The sequence below is a fragment of the Ruegeria sp. C8 genome (genome assembly GCF_056537565.1).
In genome coordinates, this window is record NZ_JBQFRV010000017.1 from 1 (window position 1) to 17,173 (window position 17,173).

Annotated in this window: 17 protein-coding genes and 1 tRNA gene; 11 read left to right on the forward strand and 7 right to left on the reverse strand. The window is 58.7% G+C overall.

Annotated elements, in window-relative coordinates; all coding sequences use genetic code 11:
* The first annotated feature begins 431 nt into the window (after nt 1-431).
* The 4 genes from ACR0KL_RS18680 (at nt 432) to ACR0KL_RS18695 (ending at nt 4,356) form a co-directional block, all read left to right on the forward strand.
* Nucleotides 432-1,178, forward strand: a complete 747-nt coding sequence (locus ACR0KL_RS18680) for a 5-oxoprolinase subunit B family protein (RefSeq protein ID WP_170678959.1) — start codon at nt 432-434, stop codon at nt 1,176-1,178.
* Nucleotides 1,178-2,176, forward strand: a complete 999-nt coding sequence (locus tag ACR0KL_RS18685) for a 5-oxoprolinase subunit C family protein (RefSeq protein WP_170678957.1) — start codon at nt 1,178-1,180, stop codon at nt 2,174-2,176. The genes ACR0KL_RS18680 and ACR0KL_RS18685 overlap by 1 nt, the downstream gene beginning before the upstream one ends.
* 12 nt (nt 2,177-2,188) lie before the next feature.
* Nucleotides 2,189-2,950, forward strand: a complete 762-nt coding sequence (locus ACR0KL_RS18690; RefSeq protein ID WP_480777381.1) for a LamB/YcsF family protein — start codon at nt 2,189-2,191, stop codon at nt 2,948-2,950.
* A gap of 158 nt (nt 2,951-3,108) precedes the next feature.
* The gene (locus ACR0KL_RS18695) at nt 3,109-4,356 is read left to right on the forward strand and encodes a hypothetical protein (RefSeq protein WP_170678953.1); all 1,248 of its coding nucleotides are present in this window, start codon (nt 3,109-3,111) and stop codon (nt 4,354-4,356) included.
* A 68-nt stretch (nt 4,357-4,424) separates the two neighbouring features.
* On the opposite strand, the gene ACR0KL_RS18700 is transcribed toward ACR0KL_RS18695, so the two are convergent.
* Entirely contained in the window at nt 4,425-5,816 is a 1,392-nt protein-coding gene (locus tag ACR0KL_RS18700) for a D-alanyl-D-alanine carboxypeptidase family protein (protein ID WP_170678952.1), read from the reverse strand.
* Nucleotides 5,817-6,096: 280 nt separating this feature from the next.
* The gene (locus ACR0KL_RS18705; protein ID WP_170678950.1) at nt 6,097-6,798 is read right to left on the reverse strand and encodes an HAD family hydrolase; all 702 of its coding nucleotides are present in this window, start codon (nt 6,796-6,798) and stop codon (nt 6,097-6,099) included.
* 93 nt (nt 6,799-6,891) lie between these two features.
* Here ACR0KL_RS18705 and clpS point away from each other — a divergent pair, with 93 nt between their 5' ends.
* Genes clpS through hemF form a run of 4 tightly spaced genes read left to right on the forward strand, consistent with a single transcriptional unit; the run spans nt 6,892 to nt 9,949 of the window.
* Complete coding sequence (gene clpS / locus ACR0KL_RS18710) at nt 6,892-7,233, forward strand: ATP-dependent Clp protease adapter ClpS (RefSeq protein WP_170378718.1); 342 nt, start codon at nt 6,892-6,894, stop codon at nt 7,231-7,233.
* Nucleotides 7,234-7,260: 27 nt separating this feature from the next.
* A complete protein-coding gene (locus ACR0KL_RS18715; protein WP_480777382.1) occupies nt 7,261-8,226 on the forward strand; it encodes a class I SAM-dependent methyltransferase in 966 nt (321 codons plus the stop codon).
* 35 nt (nt 8,227-8,261) lie between these two features.
* The gene (locus ACR0KL_RS18720) at nt 8,262-9,062 is read left to right on the forward strand and encodes an SDR family oxidoreductase (RefSeq protein ID WP_170678946.1); all 801 of its coding nucleotides are present in this window, start codon (nt 8,262-8,264) and stop codon (nt 9,060-9,062) included.
* A gap of 2 nt (nt 9,063-9,064) precedes the next feature.
* Nucleotides 9,065-9,949, forward strand: a complete 885-nt coding sequence (hemF, locus tag ACR0KL_RS18725; protein ID WP_170678944.1) for an oxygen-dependent coproporphyrinogen oxidase — start codon at nt 9,065-9,067, stop codon at nt 9,947-9,949.
* A gap of 3 nt (nt 9,950-9,952) precedes the next feature.
* Here hemF and ACR0KL_RS18730 read toward each other — a convergent pair whose 3' ends face one another.
* Complete coding sequence (locus ACR0KL_RS18730) at nt 9,953-10,363, reverse strand: hypothetical protein (protein WP_419740374.1); 411 nt, start codon at nt 10,361-10,363, stop codon at nt 9,953-9,955.
* A 159-nt stretch (nt 10,364-10,522) separates the two neighbouring features.
* Here ACR0KL_RS18730 and ACR0KL_RS18735 point away from each other — a divergent pair, with 159 nt between their 5' ends.
* Together ACR0KL_RS18735 and ACR0KL_RS18740 are read left to right on the forward strand one after the other, a co-directional pair.
* Nucleotides 10,523-11,035 (forward strand): toxin-activating lysine-acyltransferase, encoded by a 513-nt coding sequence (locus ACR0KL_RS18735; RefSeq protein WP_170678942.1) that lies wholly within the window; start codon nt 10,523-10,525, stop codon nt 11,033-11,035.
* Between the two features lies 1 nt (nt 11,036).
* A complete protein-coding gene (locus ACR0KL_RS18740) occupies nt 11,037-11,930 on the forward strand; it encodes a Hint domain-containing protein (protein WP_170678940.1) in 894 nt (297 codons plus the stop codon).
* A 2-nt stretch (nt 11,931-11,932) separates the two neighbouring features.
* Here ACR0KL_RS18740 and modC read toward each other — a convergent pair whose 3' ends face one another.
* From modC to modA, 3 genes are read right to left on the reverse strand one after another with little or no spacing between them, the layout of a single operon-like run.
* Entirely contained in the window at nt 11,933-13,033 is a 1,101-nt protein-coding gene (gene modC / locus ACR0KL_RS18745) for a molybdenum ABC transporter ATP-binding protein (protein ID WP_170678938.1), read from the reverse strand.
* Nucleotides 13,030-13,722: a molybdate ABC transporter permease subunit gene (modB, locus tag ACR0KL_RS18750; protein WP_170484723.1), complete on the reverse strand. Its 693-nt coding sequence runs from the start codon at nt 13,720-13,722 to the stop codon at nt 13,030-13,032. Before modB ends, modC begins: the two co-directional genes overlap by 4 nt.
* Nucleotides 13,723-13,727: 5 nt before the next feature.
* The gene (gene modA / locus ACR0KL_RS18755; protein WP_170678982.1) at nt 13,728-14,507 is read right to left on the reverse strand and encodes a molybdate ABC transporter substrate-binding protein; all 780 of its coding nucleotides are present in this window, start codon (nt 14,505-14,507) and stop codon (nt 13,728-13,730) included.
* Between the two features lie 214 nt (nt 14,508-14,721).
* Between modA and ACR0KL_RS18760 the strand changes: the two genes are divergently transcribed.
* Nucleotides 14,722-14,797, forward strand: a tRNA-Val gene (locus ACR0KL_RS18760).
* A gap of 465 nt (nt 14,798-15,262) precedes the next feature.
* Here the strand turns inward: ACR0KL_RS18760 and ACR0KL_RS18765 are convergent.
* Nucleotides 15,263-17,146 carry an amidohydrolase family protein gene (locus ACR0KL_RS18765; RefSeq protein ID WP_480777383.1) on the reverse strand — a complete coding sequence of 628 codons (1,884 nt, stop codon included), beginning with the start codon at nt 17,144-17,146 and terminating at the stop codon, nt 15,263-15,265.
* Nucleotides 17,147-17,173 lie beyond the last annotated feature (27 nt).

Sequence of the window (17,173 nt, forward strand, 5' to 3'; positions counted from 1 at the left end):
GCGTCCCCGCCGCCTCAGCAGCGCCCCAGCGCCTCAGCAGCGCCGGTGAAGGGGGTTCTAAGGTTTACCCCACAAAGCCGCAAGTGGAAAATTACATATCGGCGCATTTTTTTGCGACTTCTAATTTATAAGTTTAAAATCAATCATTTAACTAATGCTTTCAAGCGCCAAGACAGCAGGATACAGGCACGTCATCCAAGGAACACCATAGCCCGACCAGAACCCCACAATGGCAAACCACAACATTTTGGGCCAAGTTAACCCACGGATACAATAAAGCCCGACTCGCGCCCGCGAGTCGAATCCGGTGACAGGCTTCAAAAACTCCGCTTTGCGCGTCGGTGTGGATCACTCTTTCCTCTACTTGCGCATTTCATTCGGATGCGGTCTGGTTCCCGAATGACAAGACACGATCCAATCTCGGCCCACCCATGACTGAAGGTCTTTCCTACCCACTGGTACGCACCGTCGGGCTCGACGGGGCTTTGGTGACATTTGCAGACAAGATGGATGAGGCCGCAAACCGCGCGGCCTTGGCGTTTCGGGCGCAGGTGGACAGCTTAGCGGCGCGCGGGATTATAGAGACATCAGCCTCTCTGGGATCTGCATATCTGCGCTTTGACCCTCAGGTGGTTTCACATCTCGAGATCACAAGTCACCTGAAGCAGATCCTGAACCAGCAGGACTGGTATAGTGCCCCTCTACCAAGCGGACGAAGAGTATGGCGGGTGCCGACCGTATATGGCACGGATCTTGCCCCACAGCTGGAGGATGCCGCGCGTGTTGCCGGGCTGGCCCCGGCCGAGGCTGTCCGGCGGCTCAGTCAGACACAAGTGCGGGTGCTGACCATCGGTTTTGCACCGGGGCAACCCTATCTCGGGCCGTTGGGACCCGAGTTCAATATACCGCGCCTGCAGGAGCTGACGCCCATGGTGCCCGAGGGAGCACTCGTCCTCGCGATCTCGCAATTTGTGCTGTTCTCCGGCCCGACTCCGACCGGATGGAGGCATGTTGGCCAAACGGCGTTCCGGTGCTTTCAGCCCGACAAGGATCAAGCGTTTACCCTGCGGCCCGGTGATGAGCTACAGTTCACCTCTGTCTCGCGTGAAGAACTTGAGACAATCCGCGCCAACAATGATGACGGCCTTGGTGGCGCAACCTGCCAGGAGATCGCCTGATGACTCTGTTGGTTCACCGAATTGGACCGGCTTGTACGGTTCAGGATCAGGGGCGCATCGGTTATTTGGATCAGGGCTTGTCACGTTCCGGGGCGGCGGATTTGCTGGCGCTGCATGAGGGCGCGGCGTTGCTTGGCCAAAGCCCCGATCTGTCCGCGCTGGAGATGGCAGGCATGGGCGGCACGTTCGAGGCGACGCAACGCACAAGGATCGCTCTGACTGGTGCGGCGATGCAGGCAAGTGTCGACGGATCACCGATCGTCTGGAACGCGTCCCATGTTCTTGAGCAAGGGCAAACGCTGACGATCGGTGCGACCATTCAGGGCAACTACGGCTATCTGCATTTGGAGGGCGGCATTGAGACCGAGCTGTTCCTCGGCTCGCGCGCGACGCATCTGACGGCAAAGATCGGTCGCGCCGTTGCGGTGGGTGATTTGTTGCCCGCCGGGAATACTGCGGGCGATGGCAGAATGAAGCTGTCCCCTTCGGGCCGGTTCAACGGCGGCACCCTTCGCGTCGTCGCCAGCTTTCAAACCGCGTTGTTCGATAATGAAACGCTGGATCGCTTTGCACAGACAGAGTTCACGCGTGGCGCGCGAGCCAACCGTATGGGGATGCAGCTGGAAAGCAACGGGCCGGGTTTTGCGGCCAAAGATCAGCTCAATATCGTGTCCGAGGTGATCACTCCCGGCGACATTCAGATGACTGGCACCGGCAACCCTTTCATTCTGCTGCCCGAATGCCAGACGACCGGAGGCTACCCCCGAATAGCGACCGTCTTACCCTGCGACATGTCCAAGGCTGCTCAGACCCCGGCGGGCGGGACGGTTCGGTTTGAATTCGTGACTCTGGAACAGGCTGTAGAGATTGATGCTGCGTTTCGAGCGGATCTTGCGCGCCTTCCGAGCCGTGTTGAGCCTCTGGTCCGCGACCCTCATGACATCCCGGACCTGTTGTCCTACCAATTGATCGGCGGAGTGATCTCTGCCACCGACTAAGGAGACTATCTGATGCCGCGCGTGGATCTGAACGCCGATATGGGCGAGAGCTTTGGCACCTGGAAGATGGGCGATGACGAAAGCCTGCTGAAGATCATTACATCCGCCAACATCGCCTGCGGGTTTCATGCAGGTGACTGGGACGTGATGGCTAAGACCATGACACTGGCCGCTGAGAATGATGTGGGCATCGGGGCACATCCCGGCTTTCCTGACCTACAGGGATTCGGGCGGCGCAATATGAAAGTGCCCCATGGCAGCCTGCGCAATCTGGTGCGCTATCAGCTGGGCGCGGCTTTGGGTATGGCCGCAGCCACTGGCACAAAGGTGCGGCATCTGAAACTGCACGGCGCTTTGGCCAATATGTGTTCGGTCGACCTCGACATGGCGCGCGCCTGTTACCAAGGTGCGCTGGATGTCGATCCTGATATCATCATCATGGTGCTGGCGGTCACCAAGCAGGAAGACGCCGTACGAGAGCTTGGCTGCAAATGGGTGGGCGAGATCTTCGCTGACCGGGCATACAATGACGATGGCACTTTGGTGGATCGCAGCCTGCCCGGCGCGGTGATCCACGACCCCGAGCTTGCAGGCCCACGCATCCTGAACATGGTGCGCGAAGGGGCCATCATCACCGAATCCGGCAAACGGCTGGAGACGTCCATCGACACGATCTGCCTGCATGGGGACGGCGCAACTGCCGTGCAGATCGCCCGGTCGGTCCGGGAAAACCTGATCGAGGGCGGGGTCGAGGTGACAAAGTTCACCCGATAGACATCAGCCCGTAATCCTGGGCCCATATCCTATGGCTGTTGCCTGAATTCGGTTGAGCGCATAGCATGCCCGCAAGTGCATGTTCTGAATACCGTATTTCTAGCAACGCTATTGGCTGGCCCCGCGCTCGCCGCCAGATGCCCGGCAAGGAGGCGTACATGTCTTTCGATCTGATGTCTTACACACCCCGAGGTGACAAAAAGAACTCGGACTTCTTTCACGAATACCTGCCAATGATCTACGAGCGCAGGACCAGCTCGGGTGTCGCGGATCAGGTCGGGCCGATGCGCGCGATCGTCATCCAGGTCGAATCCACGGCGCTGTTCGATACGATGGTCGAGCTTTATGTGATGACGCCCTACCGCCACTCGGCTAGCTATCTGGGGCAGACACACAAGTTCGCAGTCCTGCATTCGCATCCCGACTATCCAGCACTGATCCTGATGGCCCCGTTGAGCGACAGTTTCGAGGACTTCATACCCCGCATCAACCGGATGTACCCTCTGGCCCGCCCCACCCCACAAACGCGGTATGTGGGTGAGGTCTTTGCCGCCTGCGATCTGAAAGAGCTTAGCAAAACTCTGGAAGAGCAGAACATCCGGTTTGAATATGCAGGTGATACGGAAAACCCGTTCTACACACTGGATGGCTTTCGCTTTACCACGCCCTCGGATTTCACCTGCAACCGCGCGGGCTATTCCACCCTAGATTTCAACGACCCCGACAGTCTGGGCCTTGGTGACCGTGTACTGCTGAGCGATACTGAGAAAGCTCGGTTGCAAGAGGCCACAGCTTTTGGCACGGATTCGAATATTGCGCCGCTGATGCTGGGGATCGACCACCTCGCCACGCGGGTTCTGGCCGGAGAGCGCGAGGACGCGATCCTCGAGTTTCTGACGATGGTGCCCTATTATTTCTGGGGGGCGTACAACATCTTCGACATGAACTCGTCTACCAATGTGAATCGCAACGCCAATGTGGATGACGACAAGAAATCCCCGGCCAAGGTGTTTACGGCAAACAACACGCCGTCCTTCGTGAACTCATTTGCCAAACTGCCAATGCCGACCGAGGATTTCGTGCGCAACTTCGGCCGCCGCCTGCATCACATGGCGGTCGAGATTCAGGATGGCGACCACAGCGCGGGCGAAAAGAACGTGGATTTCGTCGTCAATACGCTCAAAGACAAGGGTGTTCCGTTCCTCGCCCATGTGGTGGGGGAATGCAAAGACGATCCCAACCTGAAACAGATCTTCTCGAAACACTCAAAGAATACGCTGCTGATCACCGAATACATCGAACGGTGCCACCAGTACGACGGGTTCTTCACCAAAGACAACGTCGCCGCGCTGACAGCCGCCGCCGGGCAGGATGAGCAGTACGAACACGGCCATGTCTTCGATTGACCGTAGCGCATAAAAAAGGGCTGCGAAAAACCGCAGCCCAGACCCATCAGGAGAGTATATGTCGGGTCTTATGATGGCCCGATCATGAAACAGGTGACATTGCGCGCCTGAAGGCGGCGGCATGCCAGATCGGCCTGTTCACGGGTCATGCCCTGGAACGTGGCCTCGAACCCTTTAGAGCTTTGATTGACCTTGCGCAGCGTGCCGTCTAGCGCTGTCATCTCGGAAAGGGCAGTTTTCAGCAGCACCTTCTCGGCCTCATAGCGCGTGGTGTAGCGGCCAACATTCACGCCCCACAGATGCCCGCCCGAGGTGGACAGCCGCGTGACGACCTCTTGTTCCGGCTCCGGTTGCTCGGCCGGTTGGGTCGAGGCCAGCACCAGATTGTCGGGCCGCAAGGCCGGACGTGTATCCGAGCTTTCGACCGGAGGCGCCGTCGGCGCGATATCCGCCTGTGCAATGGCCGCAGCGATCCCGTCCTTGATGCGGTCGCGGTTTTCATCGGCGGCGTCAACAACAGCACTGGCCACCTGAACCGACGCGGATGGACGCATCGCCGGGCGCAGGCTGGTCTTGGGTGCGCCGGTCAAACGGGCAACCTGCGTGCCGCCCAAACCGGCATTGCCCGCATAAGCCGGGCGCGCAGGGCGGCGGATCGGGGCGCGCGACGGGGCGCGGCGGAAACCAAGATCCAGCAGCTCAGCCACTTTGGCGTTCCGAGAAGCACCCGATTTGCCGCCAAAGACCGTTGCGATGATGCGCTCGTCCTTGCGCTTGGCCGAGGCCACAAGGTTGAACCCGGCCGCGCGGGTATAGCCCGTCTTGATCCCGTCTGCGCCTTTATACGCGGCCAACAGGCGGCGGTTCGTGTTGGGAACCGTCTTGATCCCGGCATTTGTCGATTGGCGCGAGAACAGGTTGTAATACTGCGGGTAGTCATAGAGCAGATGCCGCCCCAGCGTGGTCATGTCACGCGCGGTCGACATATGCCCCGATTCCGTCAGGCCATGCGCGTTCTTAAAGGTTGTGCGGCTCATCCCCATCGCCTTGGCGGTACGCGTCATGCGGCGGGCAAAGGCGGCCTCGGACCCGCTGATCGCAATCCCGATAGCCGTTGCGGCATCATTGGCCGATTTCACCGCCGCCGCGCGGATCAGGTAGCGGAACGCAATCGTCTGTCCCGAACGCAGGCCCAGCTTCGACGGCGGTTCAGCCGCTGCCGCCCGCGTAATGCGAACCTGCGTATCCAGCGTGATCTCTCCGTTCCGTACCGCTTCGAACGCGATATAAAGGGTCATCATCTTTGTCAGTGAGGCCGGGTGCAAGCGGGTATCAGCGTTGCGCGAGTGCAAAACCTCGCCCGTTCGCGCGTCGATCACCATCGCCGCGTAGGGCGCGGCCAAGGCTTTAGGCGGCGCGAAAGAAAGCACCAACATAAACGCTGTGAGGAATACGCCCATCCGGGCCGGGACTGTCCACCGACTCTGCACGATCTTTGCCTCTGTCTGCCTCGTTCCGCCGGGTTTTCCCGGTCGGATGAAATTTATTGATTATCGCTAAGGCTAACACAGGACCCCGGCAAAATAAACCAAAAGCTGGGGTTTTCCCGGCATCATGAGGGGCACGAACACCTTCTATATATAGGCGAAGCCCCTATACCGACCCACCAGATGAGCGATGATGACGGGAACAAGGCAAAGGTTGCGCGGTTTTTTCCGGAACTGCGGCCGAACGGCAACATCAGCCTAGGGCGCGCACCAGATCCGAAAGTCCGCCTAGATCCGAAAGCTCTCGGAATCGGGGATGGTCAGAGGGTGTTTCGGCGTGCTCGACCTCCCACACCAGCCCATGCGGGACATGAACGCCCCAGCACCCGGCGGCAATCGGCGCCACCACATCCGACCGCATTGAGTTGCCCACCATCATCGCGCTCAAAGGCCCCTCGCCATGCTGCTCAAAAATCGTCCGATAGGTCTCGGCTGTCTTTTCCGAGACGATCTCGACCCCGTCGAACAAATCCCCCAACCCCGATTGCGCCAGCTTACGCTCCTGATCAATCAGGTCGCCCTTGGTGATCAGAATAACGCGATGGTTCTCGGCCACGCCCTCGACCGCCTCGCGCGCATGGGGTAGAAGTTCGATGGGATGGGCCAGCATCTCTTGCCCCGCGTCGATCAACTGACGGATGACCGAGGCTGGAACCCGGTCTTCGGTCACATCAATCGCCGTTTCGATCATCGACAGGACAAAGCCTTTGATTCCATAGCCATAGTGCTGGATGTTCCGCTTTTCGGCGGCCAAAAGACGTTCCATAAGGTGGTCGCGTTCGGCGTGGTCTGCCAGCAATTGGGCGAAATGAGCCTGTGTCAGTTGGAAAAAACGCTCGTTATGCCACAGCGTGTCATCCGCATCGAAGGCGATTGTGGTCAGTTTACTGTCCATTCCGAAAGGGTCCGCTGCCTCTTTATTCTGACGGCGTCAACGTTATATAAGCCCTCAGATAAACCCAATGCCTGAATCGGACAGTTGCGCGCGATGCTGGAAAACCCCTGGATGATGTCTGACAAATCAGATGACGACGGCGACTCGTCCGTCCTGCTGCAGACGCGACCCAAAACCAAGCGCCCTCCACTGTATAAAGTGCTTTTACTGAACGATGACTACACCCCGATGGAGTTTGTCGTTCACGTGTTGGAGCGCTTTTTCGGCATGACCCACGCGCAGGCGTTCGAGATCATGCTGACCGTGCATAAAAAGGGCGTCGCGGTAGTTGGTGTGTTCAGCCACGAGATTGCCGAGACCAAAGTGGGCCAGGTGATGGATTTCGCACGTCGGCATCAGCATCCGCTGCAATGCACGATGGAACGCGAAGAATAACGCAGGCCGGGCCGCCCGGAATTAAACATGTCCCCTCGTCTTGATCTTGCCCTGAACAGCGGTTTGACCCTGTCGCAACCGCTGGTGGTGATCGGCCCGTCCCCCGAAGAGGATCTGTCAGCCTTGCCGCGCGAGGCTCAGGTGATTCAGCCGTTCAAACCTTACCACGATCATTTCGCTGGTCAGGGCTTTGCCACCAAACCGAAGCTTGTCGCCGCTTGCAGCGATGCGCTGGTGTTCTTGCCGCGTGCCAAGGCGCTGGCCCGATCGCTGATCCAACAAGCGTGCAGCCATGCGAGCGGGACAATCGTGGTTGATGGCGCCAAAACCAACGGTGTCGACAGCATTCTAAAAGACATCCGCAAGCGTGTTGCCATCGAAGGCCCTATTTCCAAGGCCCATGGCAAGATCTTCTGGTTTCAGGCCGACGCCGAAGCCTTTACCGATTGGGCAGCACCCGAGAAGCAAAGCGTGGATGGTTACGTGACCGCTCCGGGTGTGTTTTCTGCCGATGGGATCGACCCGGCCTCGGCCCTTCTGGCACAGTCCTTGCCGGACAAGATTGGCCCCCGCGTGGCTGATTTGGGCGCAGGTTGGGGGTATCTGTCGGCGGGTCTGCTGCAGAGTGACCGCCTCAAAGCCCTTCATCTGGTTGAGGCGGATCACGCCGCGCTGACATGCGCGCAAGCAAACGTCCCCGATGCGCGTGCTCAGTTTCACTGGGCGGATGCGGTGACCTGGACCGCACCCGAGCCGATCGACACCGTCATCATGAACCCGCCCTTTCATACCTCGCGCAGTGCCGACCCGGCGCTGGGGCAAGGCTTCATCAAGTCCGCCGCGAAGAACCTGACCCGCAACGGCACCCTGTGGATGGTTGCCAACCGCCACCTGCCCTATGAGGCAACACTGGCCGAATCCTTCGCCCAAGTTCAGGAAGTAGCCGGCGACAATCGGTTCAAGGTGTTTCAAGCCTCTCGCCCCCGGGCCTAAGCCCGGCTAACCTGCCCCAAATCAGGAGGATTCGGATGTCCTTTTCCATAGCTGGCAAGACAGCGATTGTAACCGGCGGGGCCAACGGGATTGGGTTGGCCATCGGGCGGCATTTTGCAGATGCCGGGGCCAATGTCGTCTTTGCAGATATGGATGAAAAACGGCTGGCCGAGGAATTGGGTGAGCAGGCCGACGATAGCAACATCCGCTATTTCGCCGGTGATTTGCGCGAAAAGCTGACCATCGCCAACCTGCTTTCGGCCACGCTGGATGCGTTCGATCAGGTCGACATTCTGATCAACGGCGCGCGTCAGGTGATCCCGTCTGACCCGCTGGACCCCGATGACGACTCGGTCCGGACCTTGCTGAACCAGAACCTGATGCCCGCCTTGCGCCTCAGCCAATTGGTAGCCAAGCGGATGATCAAACAATCCGGCGAGGATGAGGAAAACCCGGCGGGCTCCATCATCAACCTGTCCTCGATCGCAGCGCGGCGCACCCATCCGGACCTGATGGCCTATTCCGTCTCGACCGCAGCTTTGGATCAAATGACCCGCTCGCTGGCGGTTGCACTGGCCCCCAATCGTATCCGCGTGAACTCGATAGCGCTGGGGTCGGTGATGAGCGCATCGCTGCAATCGACGCTGAAAGAAAACCGCGATTTCCGCGACGACATCGAGAAACACACCCCTCTGGCCCGGATCGCGGCCCCGACCGAGCTGACGGAAACAGCGCAGTTTCTGGCCTCGGACGCAGCAGGGTTTATCACTGGCCAGATCCTAACAATTGACGGCGGCCGCACCTTGCTAGACCCCGTTGCAGCCCCGGCGCATTGACCATGTTTGATACCGAAAAGACCACCGCCTCAGCCTGGTTCCGCCAATTGCGCGACGATATCGTTGCTGCTTTTGAAGCGCTGGAGGACAGCCACGACACCGGTCCGTTTGCTGACGCAACTCCCGGTCGTTTCGAAGTAAAAGAAACCAAACGCCAGTCCGAGGACGGCTCGGACGCGGGCGGCGGGCTGATGTCTGTGATGCGGAGCGGGCGCGTGTTCGAAAAGGTCGGCGTCAATGTCTCGACCGTCTACGGCACGTTGGGCGAACGCGCACAACAGGCCATGGCGGCACGAAAGGGCATCCCCGGCATGACCGAGGACCCTCGGTTCTGGGCCTCCGGCATTTCTCTGGTCGCCCACATGCAAAACCCACATGCCCCCGCCGTTCACATGAACACGCGCATGTTCTGGACACCACATGCCTGGTGGTTCGGCGGCGGGTCAGACCTGAACCCTTGCATCGAATATGACGACGATACCGCCCACTTCCACGCGACCCAGAAGGCGCATCTGGACCCGCACGGACCAAGCCACTATCCGCGCCTTAAGGACTGGGCGGATGAGTATTTCTACATCCCCCACCGCAAACGCGCGCGCGGTGTTGGTGGTATCTTCATGGATGACTACTGCACCGATGACTGGCAGGCGGATTTCGCCCTGACGCAGGACATCGGAAAAGCCTTTCTGCCCGCGTTCCTGCCGTTGGTCGAAAAACGCCGGGTCCAGAGCTTTTCAGACGCGGACAAAGACACTCAGCTGGTGCATCGGGGCCTCTATGCCGAGTATAATCTTGTGTATGACCGCGGCACCAAGTTCGGGCTTGAGACAGGCCACGATCCGGATGCGGTGCTGATGAGCTTGCCGCCCATGGCGAAATGGGTCTGAGGCTTAGAACCCAAAATCCATGAAGTTGTCAAAGCAATAGGCTTGCGCAGAGGTCGCCGACATATTCTCTCCGACCTTTCTGACCGTGATCGAATAGCCTGGATCGGTATCTGCGCCCGGAGGCGGCGTCAGCGAAAATTGCACAGTGCGCACGCCCGGCTCATAGGCTCGGTAGATATAAATTCGCGTTGGGCCGGGTACGCCCAGCGTACGTATCGCGAAATCGCCGATCCCGCACCAGTAGTTCACTGGCGCCGATGATCCGATGGCCTTGACCTCATAGATGCCACCCTCCAACGGCGTTATCTGGGTCCGGTTTTGTGGCCCCACACGAACACCGAAGCCGACAGCCTGTGCAAGTTGGGGTGCGAAAACAAAGGCTGAGACCGCAATGAGCTTGGCAACACGCATCATCTTAACATCCTGAAATAAACTCTGTCCCATGAGAGTAACACAATTGGAGGTTGGGTCGAGAGGGGGTCGGCAACAGACCGCAAACACATCAAAATACCTATATGCAACTGACGAGTCGACGCATATCATCATGATATTTATTGCAAGTCTGGTGTCCCTGTGAGCCAAACATTTCCAAAGGACTGGTTTGATCTCTCGCCTGAGAAATACGCCGATTTCGGGGCAATGTTCTACTTGGCGGGCCTGACCCCAACGCATCAGAGACGCAGTTTGGCGCAGGTTCTCTATGCCTTTGAAACGCCGTTGCGGCTGGGGCAGTATCACATCTTCCGCCAGAACGGCTTTCCCCGAGGGTTCGTAACCTTTGCCGGCCTCAGCCGTGAGGCTGAAAATAGATATGCCATTCAGGAAAAGCCCCTGAAGGATGCGGATTTCACTAGCGGGTCCTCGTTCTGGATCGTCGATCTGGTTGCGCCGTTCGGGCAGACGAATGAAATTGTCGACATTCTCAAGGCAGAAATACCACACCCCCGCGTCCGAACGAACCGTCTGGTTGGTGACATGGGCCAGAACCGGATCGTAGAATGGGGCCGTGATGCCGCGGGCGAGGTCCATATGAAGCTCTATCGTAAGAAGGATTTCAAACGCCTGCTGGAACAAGGCGAGGGCTAGCATGGTCTCGGTTCCGGTCACGGGTGATTTGACAGGAGATGTCACTGGCTCACCGCCAAACGTTGCCACCGGGCAGGTCATTCTTGGCACTACCCCGGGAACGTTTGATGTCGACAATTGGGCAATCGCGACCCCTCCGGCCAATGGGACAGCTACGATAGACGCGGATACCGGCGAATGGACCTATACGGTCGATCCCACGTTCTTTGACAGCCTCGACTTTAACCAGATTGCGACCGACACGTTCGTCATTCAGGGGTCCGATGGGATTTTCGTTGGTCAGGCGACCATCACCATTTCCATTCAGGGCGTCTGCTTCACCGCCGGAACGTTGATCGAAACCGGAACCGGACCAGACCTCGTCGAGGCCCTGACAGTCGGCGATCTGGTCCAGACCAAAGATCACGGGCTGCAGCCTATTCGGTGGATTGAAGCCAGCCCGATCCCACCCGAGCGATTGCGTCGTGACCCTGATCTGCGGCCCGTGCGTATCCTGCGCGGCAGCCTTGGGCCCGACATACCCTCGCGCGATCTTCTGGTGTCGCAGCAACATCGCGTCCTGATTCAAGGACCGAAAGTCGAGCTGCTGTTTGGCGCCGCCGAGGTTCTGGTCGCCGCAAAACACCTGTGTTCATGGCCGGGTATCTTCGTCGACACCTCAGACCAGCCGGTCGAATACCTGCATATCCTGCTGGATCAGCATGAGATTCTGACCGCCGAAGGCGCATTGGCAGAGAGCCTGTTTCTGGGCGACGAAGCGTTGCATTCCCTGTCCTCGGACGGGCTGCAGGAGCTGGCCTCGATCTTTCCCGATCGCACCCCGGATAAATCCACCGGCTTCGGACGCGCTGCTCGTATGATCCTGCGCGAGCATGAGGCCCGTGCCTTGGCCTGACTCTAACCTGTCGGGCCGATCCGCCCGCCCACATCCTGCGGCGCCAATGCAACCGTCTTGATCACCGCATAGCATCGCACGCCCGGTTGCAAACCAAGCCCCGCGACGGAACGGCGGGTGATCCGCGCCAGAACGATACCTGCCGAAGTATCCATCGAGATAATCGCACCCGGCCCGTCCCCGGCGCGGATCGTCTCGACCGTGCCCGCCAGAACGTTCAAGGCCGACAGCCCCGCAGGGGGTTGGTTGGACAAGATCACCTCTTGCGCGGGGATACGAATGCGAAGCTCTGCGCCGATCTGATGCGGGATACGCGGCAAAAACAGAGACTCTCCACCCGCGTCCAACTCGGTCAAACCGTCCTCGTGATGCGCCCGCACACGCACCTGCAGCACCGCGCCAACCGCGCGCACACCTGCAGGTGTCACGGACGGATCGGCCAGCACTTCAGAGGCTGGGCCATGGCGCGCCACCTTGCCATCCTGCAGTGCAACAACCGAGGTCGCCAAACGTGCGACCTCGGCCGCGGAATGCGTGACATAGAGAATTGGAACTGAGACCTCATCCCGAAGACGCTCAAAGTAAGGCAGGATTTCGGCCTTGCGGCCTTCGTCCAACGCAGCCAGAGGTTCGTCGGCCAGAATTAGGCGTGGGCTGGCTAGCAAGGCGCGTCCGATCGCGACCCGCTGCTTCTCCCCCCCGGACAAACCAGCCGGACGGCGGTCGAGCAGATGACCGATGCCTAGCATCTCAATCACTTTGTCTGGGTCTTCACGATTTGCAGACCGCGGTGCAAACCAGCGCCCGAAAGACAGGTTCTGTCGCACGGTCAGGTGAGGGAACAGACGTCCTTCCTGAAAGATATAGCCGAGCCTGCGTTTGTGCGGCGGCAGCCAAAGCTTGGTGTCCGTGTCGAAAAGGACCCAATCGTCCACGGCGACGCGCCCGGCCTCGGGTCGCAACAGACCCGCCACGGCATTCACCACCGTAGTCTTGCCCGACCCCGAACGCCCGAATAGAACCGTCACTCCAGGCGGAGCCTCAAAGCTGAGGTCCAGATCCAGCCCCGCAAGGCTGTGGCGCAGACGAACAGACAGGCTCATGACCCGGCCACCCGCGCCGCCGCACGGCGCCCGACGTATTCTGACAACAATAACGCCCCCATCGCGATGATGATCGAGATGACGACCAACCGGGTCGCCGCTGCCTCGCCCCCCGGCACCTGCAGGAAGGCGTAGACGGCTGATGGCAGTGTTTGAGTCTGGCCCGGAATGTTCGAGACAAAGGTGATTGTAGCCCCGAATTCGCCCATCGCCTTGGCAAAGGCCAGAATGGCACCCGCGATGACCCCCGGCAGGATCATCGGCAATGTCACCGTCGCAAACACCCAAGGGCGCGAGGCTCCCAGCGTAGCCCCAGCCTGTTCAAGCCGAGGGTCAACGGCCTCGATTGACAGACGGATGGCTCGCACCATCAAAGGGAACGCCATAATCCCAGCCGCCATTGCAGCACCGGTCCATCGAAAGGCAACAACGATCCCGAACTCGGCCAATATGCGCCCGATAGGACCCTGAATGCCGAAAGTCAGCAGCAGAAGGTAGCCGGTGACCACAGGTGGTAGGATCAGGGGCAAATGCACCAGACCATTCAGCACCTGCCGCCCCGGAAAGCGCCAGCGCGCCAAAGCATAAGCTACGAATATCCCAAAGGGCAAAGTCGCCAGCGTTGCCCAGAACGACACACGCAGGGACAATTTCAACGCCTCAATCTCGGCAGGGCCCAACCAATCCATAAGGCTCACCGTTCAGGCAGAGAGAACCCCTGCCCCTTGAACACATCTGACGCGAGTTCGCTCTGGAGAAAGGTCAGAAAATCCTGCGCCTCTGGCTTGGCAAAGGACGTCTCGGCGACCGGGTAAATGATAGGCGGGTGACTGTCCTCTGGGAAGCTGCCAACAATACTAACCCGCGCGTCAGCCTGAGCGTCCGTCCGGTAGACAATGCCCATCGGTGCCGCCCCGGTCGCGACCAAAGCCAGTGCCGCTCGCACATTGTCGGTTTGCGCGACCTGACGCTGCACCGCGTCCCACAGGCCAAGACCCTGCAACGCAGCCTTTCCGTAGATTCCTGCGGGGACGGCATCGAACAATGCCATGGCAAGAAACCCGCCTTCAAGCTGTTCGGACAGATCATAGGTCGCCGAGACCTCGCCAATATGCGTCTGGGGTGCGGCTCCGATCAGAACCATCCCATTGCCCAAGAGGGCGACTCGGGTTTCGGGTTTGATCACGCCATCCTGCTGCAACACATCCATCCAATCCTCATTCGCGGAAATGAACAGGTCAGCCGGAGCGCCTTGCTGCAACTGACGCGCAAGAACCGAGGACGCGGCATATGAAATCGTGACATCGTTGCCGGTTTCGCGCTGATACGCGGTCGAAACCTCGTCCAAAGCAGTCTTCAGACTGGCCGCCGCAAACACCAAAATCCCATCTGCCCCGGCCCGAAGCGGAGCCAGCAAAAACGCGCCAAGCGCCAGCGCTGCCACAAGAAAACGGCAAGGGGAGTGTCGGGCCATGTCCTCTCCGGCCTGAGGGGTTTCGGTCCCTTCTGGGGATATCGGAGGCAACAGGCCCCGCGCAAGCGCCTTTCCGACTTTGCCTTCAATCGGGTGTGCAGTGATGCCTTTGGCGGTACAGACAGCCATAGCTGACGCGCCACCCGAAGAAAGGTAAGAAATTCGCGCAAACCCTCTTGCACCCGCCCTCAGGCTTGGCTACATGCACCGTCACGGGTGATTAGCTCAGTTGGTAGAGCGCTTCGTTTACACCGAAGATGTCGGGAGTTCGAGTCTCTCATCACCCACCATCCTTTCCCCACAAAGTATCAAGTTCTTACGCGACTAGCACCTATTGTTGTACTGCGCATGAAACGATGTCGGCTGGGCCTCCGCTTCTGTTATACGGAAAAGATGTCCACGATACAGGAGCTTTGGGCGACGGCAAAATTCGTAAACGAACTATCAGCAATTGGCAGACGACTTTGCGGAAGGGCGTTCGATCTCGACCCAAATCGTTACTAGAGCGTTCTGATGCGGCGAACTGGCCGCGAGAGACTGAGTTGCGCGCGAAGGAGTTTCGTCCCTGGAGTCAAGCAAAGCGGTTTTTTTTGGCTTCGGCGCGGCATTTGACACATTAGGCTCAGAGTGGTCATTCGATCCGGTCTTACGAACGGCTGCCTTGCAGGAAAAGCTGCCGTAACCTGACTGGTTGATGATGATCGATCTCAGCCTAAAGTAGGCTTTCATTTTTCACTGCTCCAAGACTCTACGTATTAGTTTGCTCTGCGTTGTTCCGACTGATTAGGCCTAGGCCCTCCCATTTTTGACATCATGGCCTTCGCATAGTCGCGTTTTGCCTGCGCAGGGTCCTCGAAGCGAGCATGCACGACGCAAAAGAAAAGGGCACCGTCATCTAGACCGTTGCGAGGCGTAAACCAATCAAACGGGTCGGTTGGCTTTACCGATGCAAATTGGTTGGTTGATGGCGCGGCGGGTACAATATTGGCTTCATTGTCTGTGATATCGTCAAGCAGTGTCGGACGTGCCGTGCCAGTATCCGGTGTGAGGATACCCATGATCTGCTCGCGACCAGCCGGAACAAAACGCCCGCTTTCCTCGATTGGAAACCGGATCGGCTGCCCTGCATAAACATCCCGCTGCACTTCGCTGTTCCGGACAACAATCGTTCCATTAACCAGCACATACGGAATGCCTTCTGACGGCAGACCTTGCTGACCAAGAGTATAGTTCGCCTTTTCGGTCACAGTCTCCGGATCAAAAATCGTTTTATCCGCGACCATGCCTTCTTGCATACGCCCACGCACCTGCATTGCGCGCAACCCTGTGTCACCTAGCCGCTTCGCATGTATGTAACTCAACTGAGTGAGTGTGAGCATCAGCGGTACATTCGCTTCGCGAGCCAGTCTCAAGACAAGCGCGTGACTGCCTGCGGACCGAGGGTGCCCGGCATAGTCTTCGTAGGGGGCATCCCAACTCATCAAGTTGCCCTCGATATCCAACCCGGCCATACCGTCGCCCGAGATGCCATAGCCCACGATGGTGATCCAATCATTCAACCATTGCTCTCTTGGCGGGCTGAAAACAATGGCCGTCCGTCCCGGTTCATTCTCGGCGAAGCTCAAGAATTCGTCTTTGGTTACGAAGCGATCAAGCTGGGGGTCAAAGATAGTGTCTTCGTATTTGTACCCCATCGACCCTTCCCAGTTTTCGGGGGCGATGATCGAAGCGCCGTAGTTTCCCGATCCGGCGGTCCAAGGATAGTAGCTGGACCAGACGTTGTAGCCTTGGTCGCGGGCCATCTGGAGCTTTTCCTGATTTTCCCACCACCCATAATCATTGTCGTGGTGAATGTGCAGCGGCGCGTCTAGCACCATCGCATTGACCAGGATTTCGTTAACGCCGGTCTGTGTTTCGGTGGGCGTCGAAGCACTGGGATGAAACCGGTGGTGCACCGAAGTTAGACGGCCATAGCGCGCTGCGGCCCGCTGTGCCTCGAACATCTCATAGGTTGTGATGCCTTCGCGGGCGTAGCCGATGGTCGATCCCACGCCGAGTGCTCCGAGACGAAGCCCCTCATCCAGTTGGGCGGTGATTTCGTTCATCTGCTCGCGGTTGCTTGGAACCGACGACCACCCCTCGACACCGTCTTCCACGGATTGTGCCCGAAGTGCGAAAAAGTTCCGGAAGTCTATATCCCCACCTTCCAGCACAAGGCCGTCATGCACCCGCATCCGTGCGAATTCTTGTCCAACGACTGTGCCGTAGTTCGCCTGCGTCACGCCTTGGCGCGCAGCGTACCATTCGTCGATATTCGCGGCTCCGACCTCAAAATCCATTTGAGTAGTAACACCATCGCGAAGGTTGACCTTGATACCCCAAGGATCCAGCCCGTGTTGTTCAAGGTCGATAAACCCGGGGGCCACAACATACCCTGTCGCGTCGATGGCTTCGCTGCCGTCAATATCTTCGTCGGTAATCGCAGTGATCCAGCCATTGCTTATTCCAACGTTGGCGATCTGATCGAACCCGGTTTCCGGATCCATTACCCGACCGTTGAGGATCACCACGTCGTAAGTTTGCGCGACGCAGAAAGTGGAAAACACGGACAACGTGCCAGCCAGAAACAGGGTACGCATGGATAGATCCTCCCTTTGATCAGCAGA

Bases quoted from the DNA above. Each gene is read 5' to 3' on its own strand.
- ACR0KL_RS18680 (WP_170678959.1), top strand. From the start codon at position 432: ATGACTGAAGGTCTTTCCTACCCACTGGTACGCACCGTCGGGCTCGAC.
- ACR0KL_RS18715 (WP_480777382.1), top strand. From the start codon at position 7,261: ATGTCCCCTCGTCTTGATCTTGCCCTGAACAGCGGTTTGACCCTGTCG.
- modB (WP_170484723.1), bottom strand. From the start codon at position 13,722: ATGGATTGGTTGGGCCCTGCCGAGATTGAGGCGTTGAAATTGTCCCTG.
- modC (WP_170678938.1), bottom strand. From the start codon at position 13,033: ATGAGCCTGTCTGTTCGTCTGCGCCACAGCCTTGCGGGGCTGGATCTG.
- ACR0KL_RS18705 (WP_170678950.1), bottom strand. From the start codon at position 6,798: ATGGACAGTAAACTGACCACAATCGCCTTCGATGCGGATGACACGCTG.
- ACR0KL_RS18730 (WP_419740374.1), bottom strand. From the start codon at position 10,363: ATGATGCGTGTTGCCAAGCTCATTGCGGTCTCAGCCTTTGTTTTCGCA.
- ACR0KL_RS18685 (WP_170678957.1), top strand. From the start codon at position 1,178: ATGACTCTGTTGGTTCACCGAATTGGACCGGCTTGTACGGTTCAGGAT.
- ACR0KL_RS18695 (WP_170678953.1), top strand. From the start codon at position 3,109: ATGTCTTTCGATCTGATGTCTTACACACCCCGAGGTGACAAAAAGAAC.
- ACR0KL_RS18700 (WP_170678952.1), bottom strand. From the start codon at position 5,816: ATGGGCGTATTCCTCACAGCGTTTATGTTGGTGCTTTCTTTCGCGCCG.
- ACR0KL_RS18740 (WP_170678940.1), top strand. From the start codon at position 11,037: ATGGTCTCGGTTCCGGTCACGGGTGATTTGACAGGAGATGTCACTGGC.
- ACR0KL_RS18720 (WP_170678946.1), top strand. From the start codon at position 8,262: ATGTCCTTTTCCATAGCTGGCAAGACAGCGATTGTAACCGGCGGGGCC.
- clpS (WP_170378718.1), top strand. From the start codon at position 6,892: ATGCTGGAAAACCCCTGGATGATGTCTGACAAATCAGATGACGACGGC.
- hemF (WP_170678944.1), top strand. From the start codon at position 9,065: ATGTTTGATACCGAAAAGACCACCGCCTCAGCCTGGTTCCGCCAATTG.
- modA (WP_170678982.1), bottom strand. From the start codon at position 14,507: ATGGCCCGACACTCCCCTTGCCGTTTTCTTGTGGCAGCGCTGGCGCTT.
- ACR0KL_RS18690 (WP_480777381.1), top strand. From the start codon at position 2,189: ATGCCGCGCGTGGATCTGAACGCCGATATGGGCGAGAGCTTTGGCACC.
- ACR0KL_RS18765 (WP_480777383.1), bottom strand. From the start codon at position 17,146: ATGCGTACCCTGTTTCTGGCTGGCACGTTGTCCGTGTTTTCCACTTTC.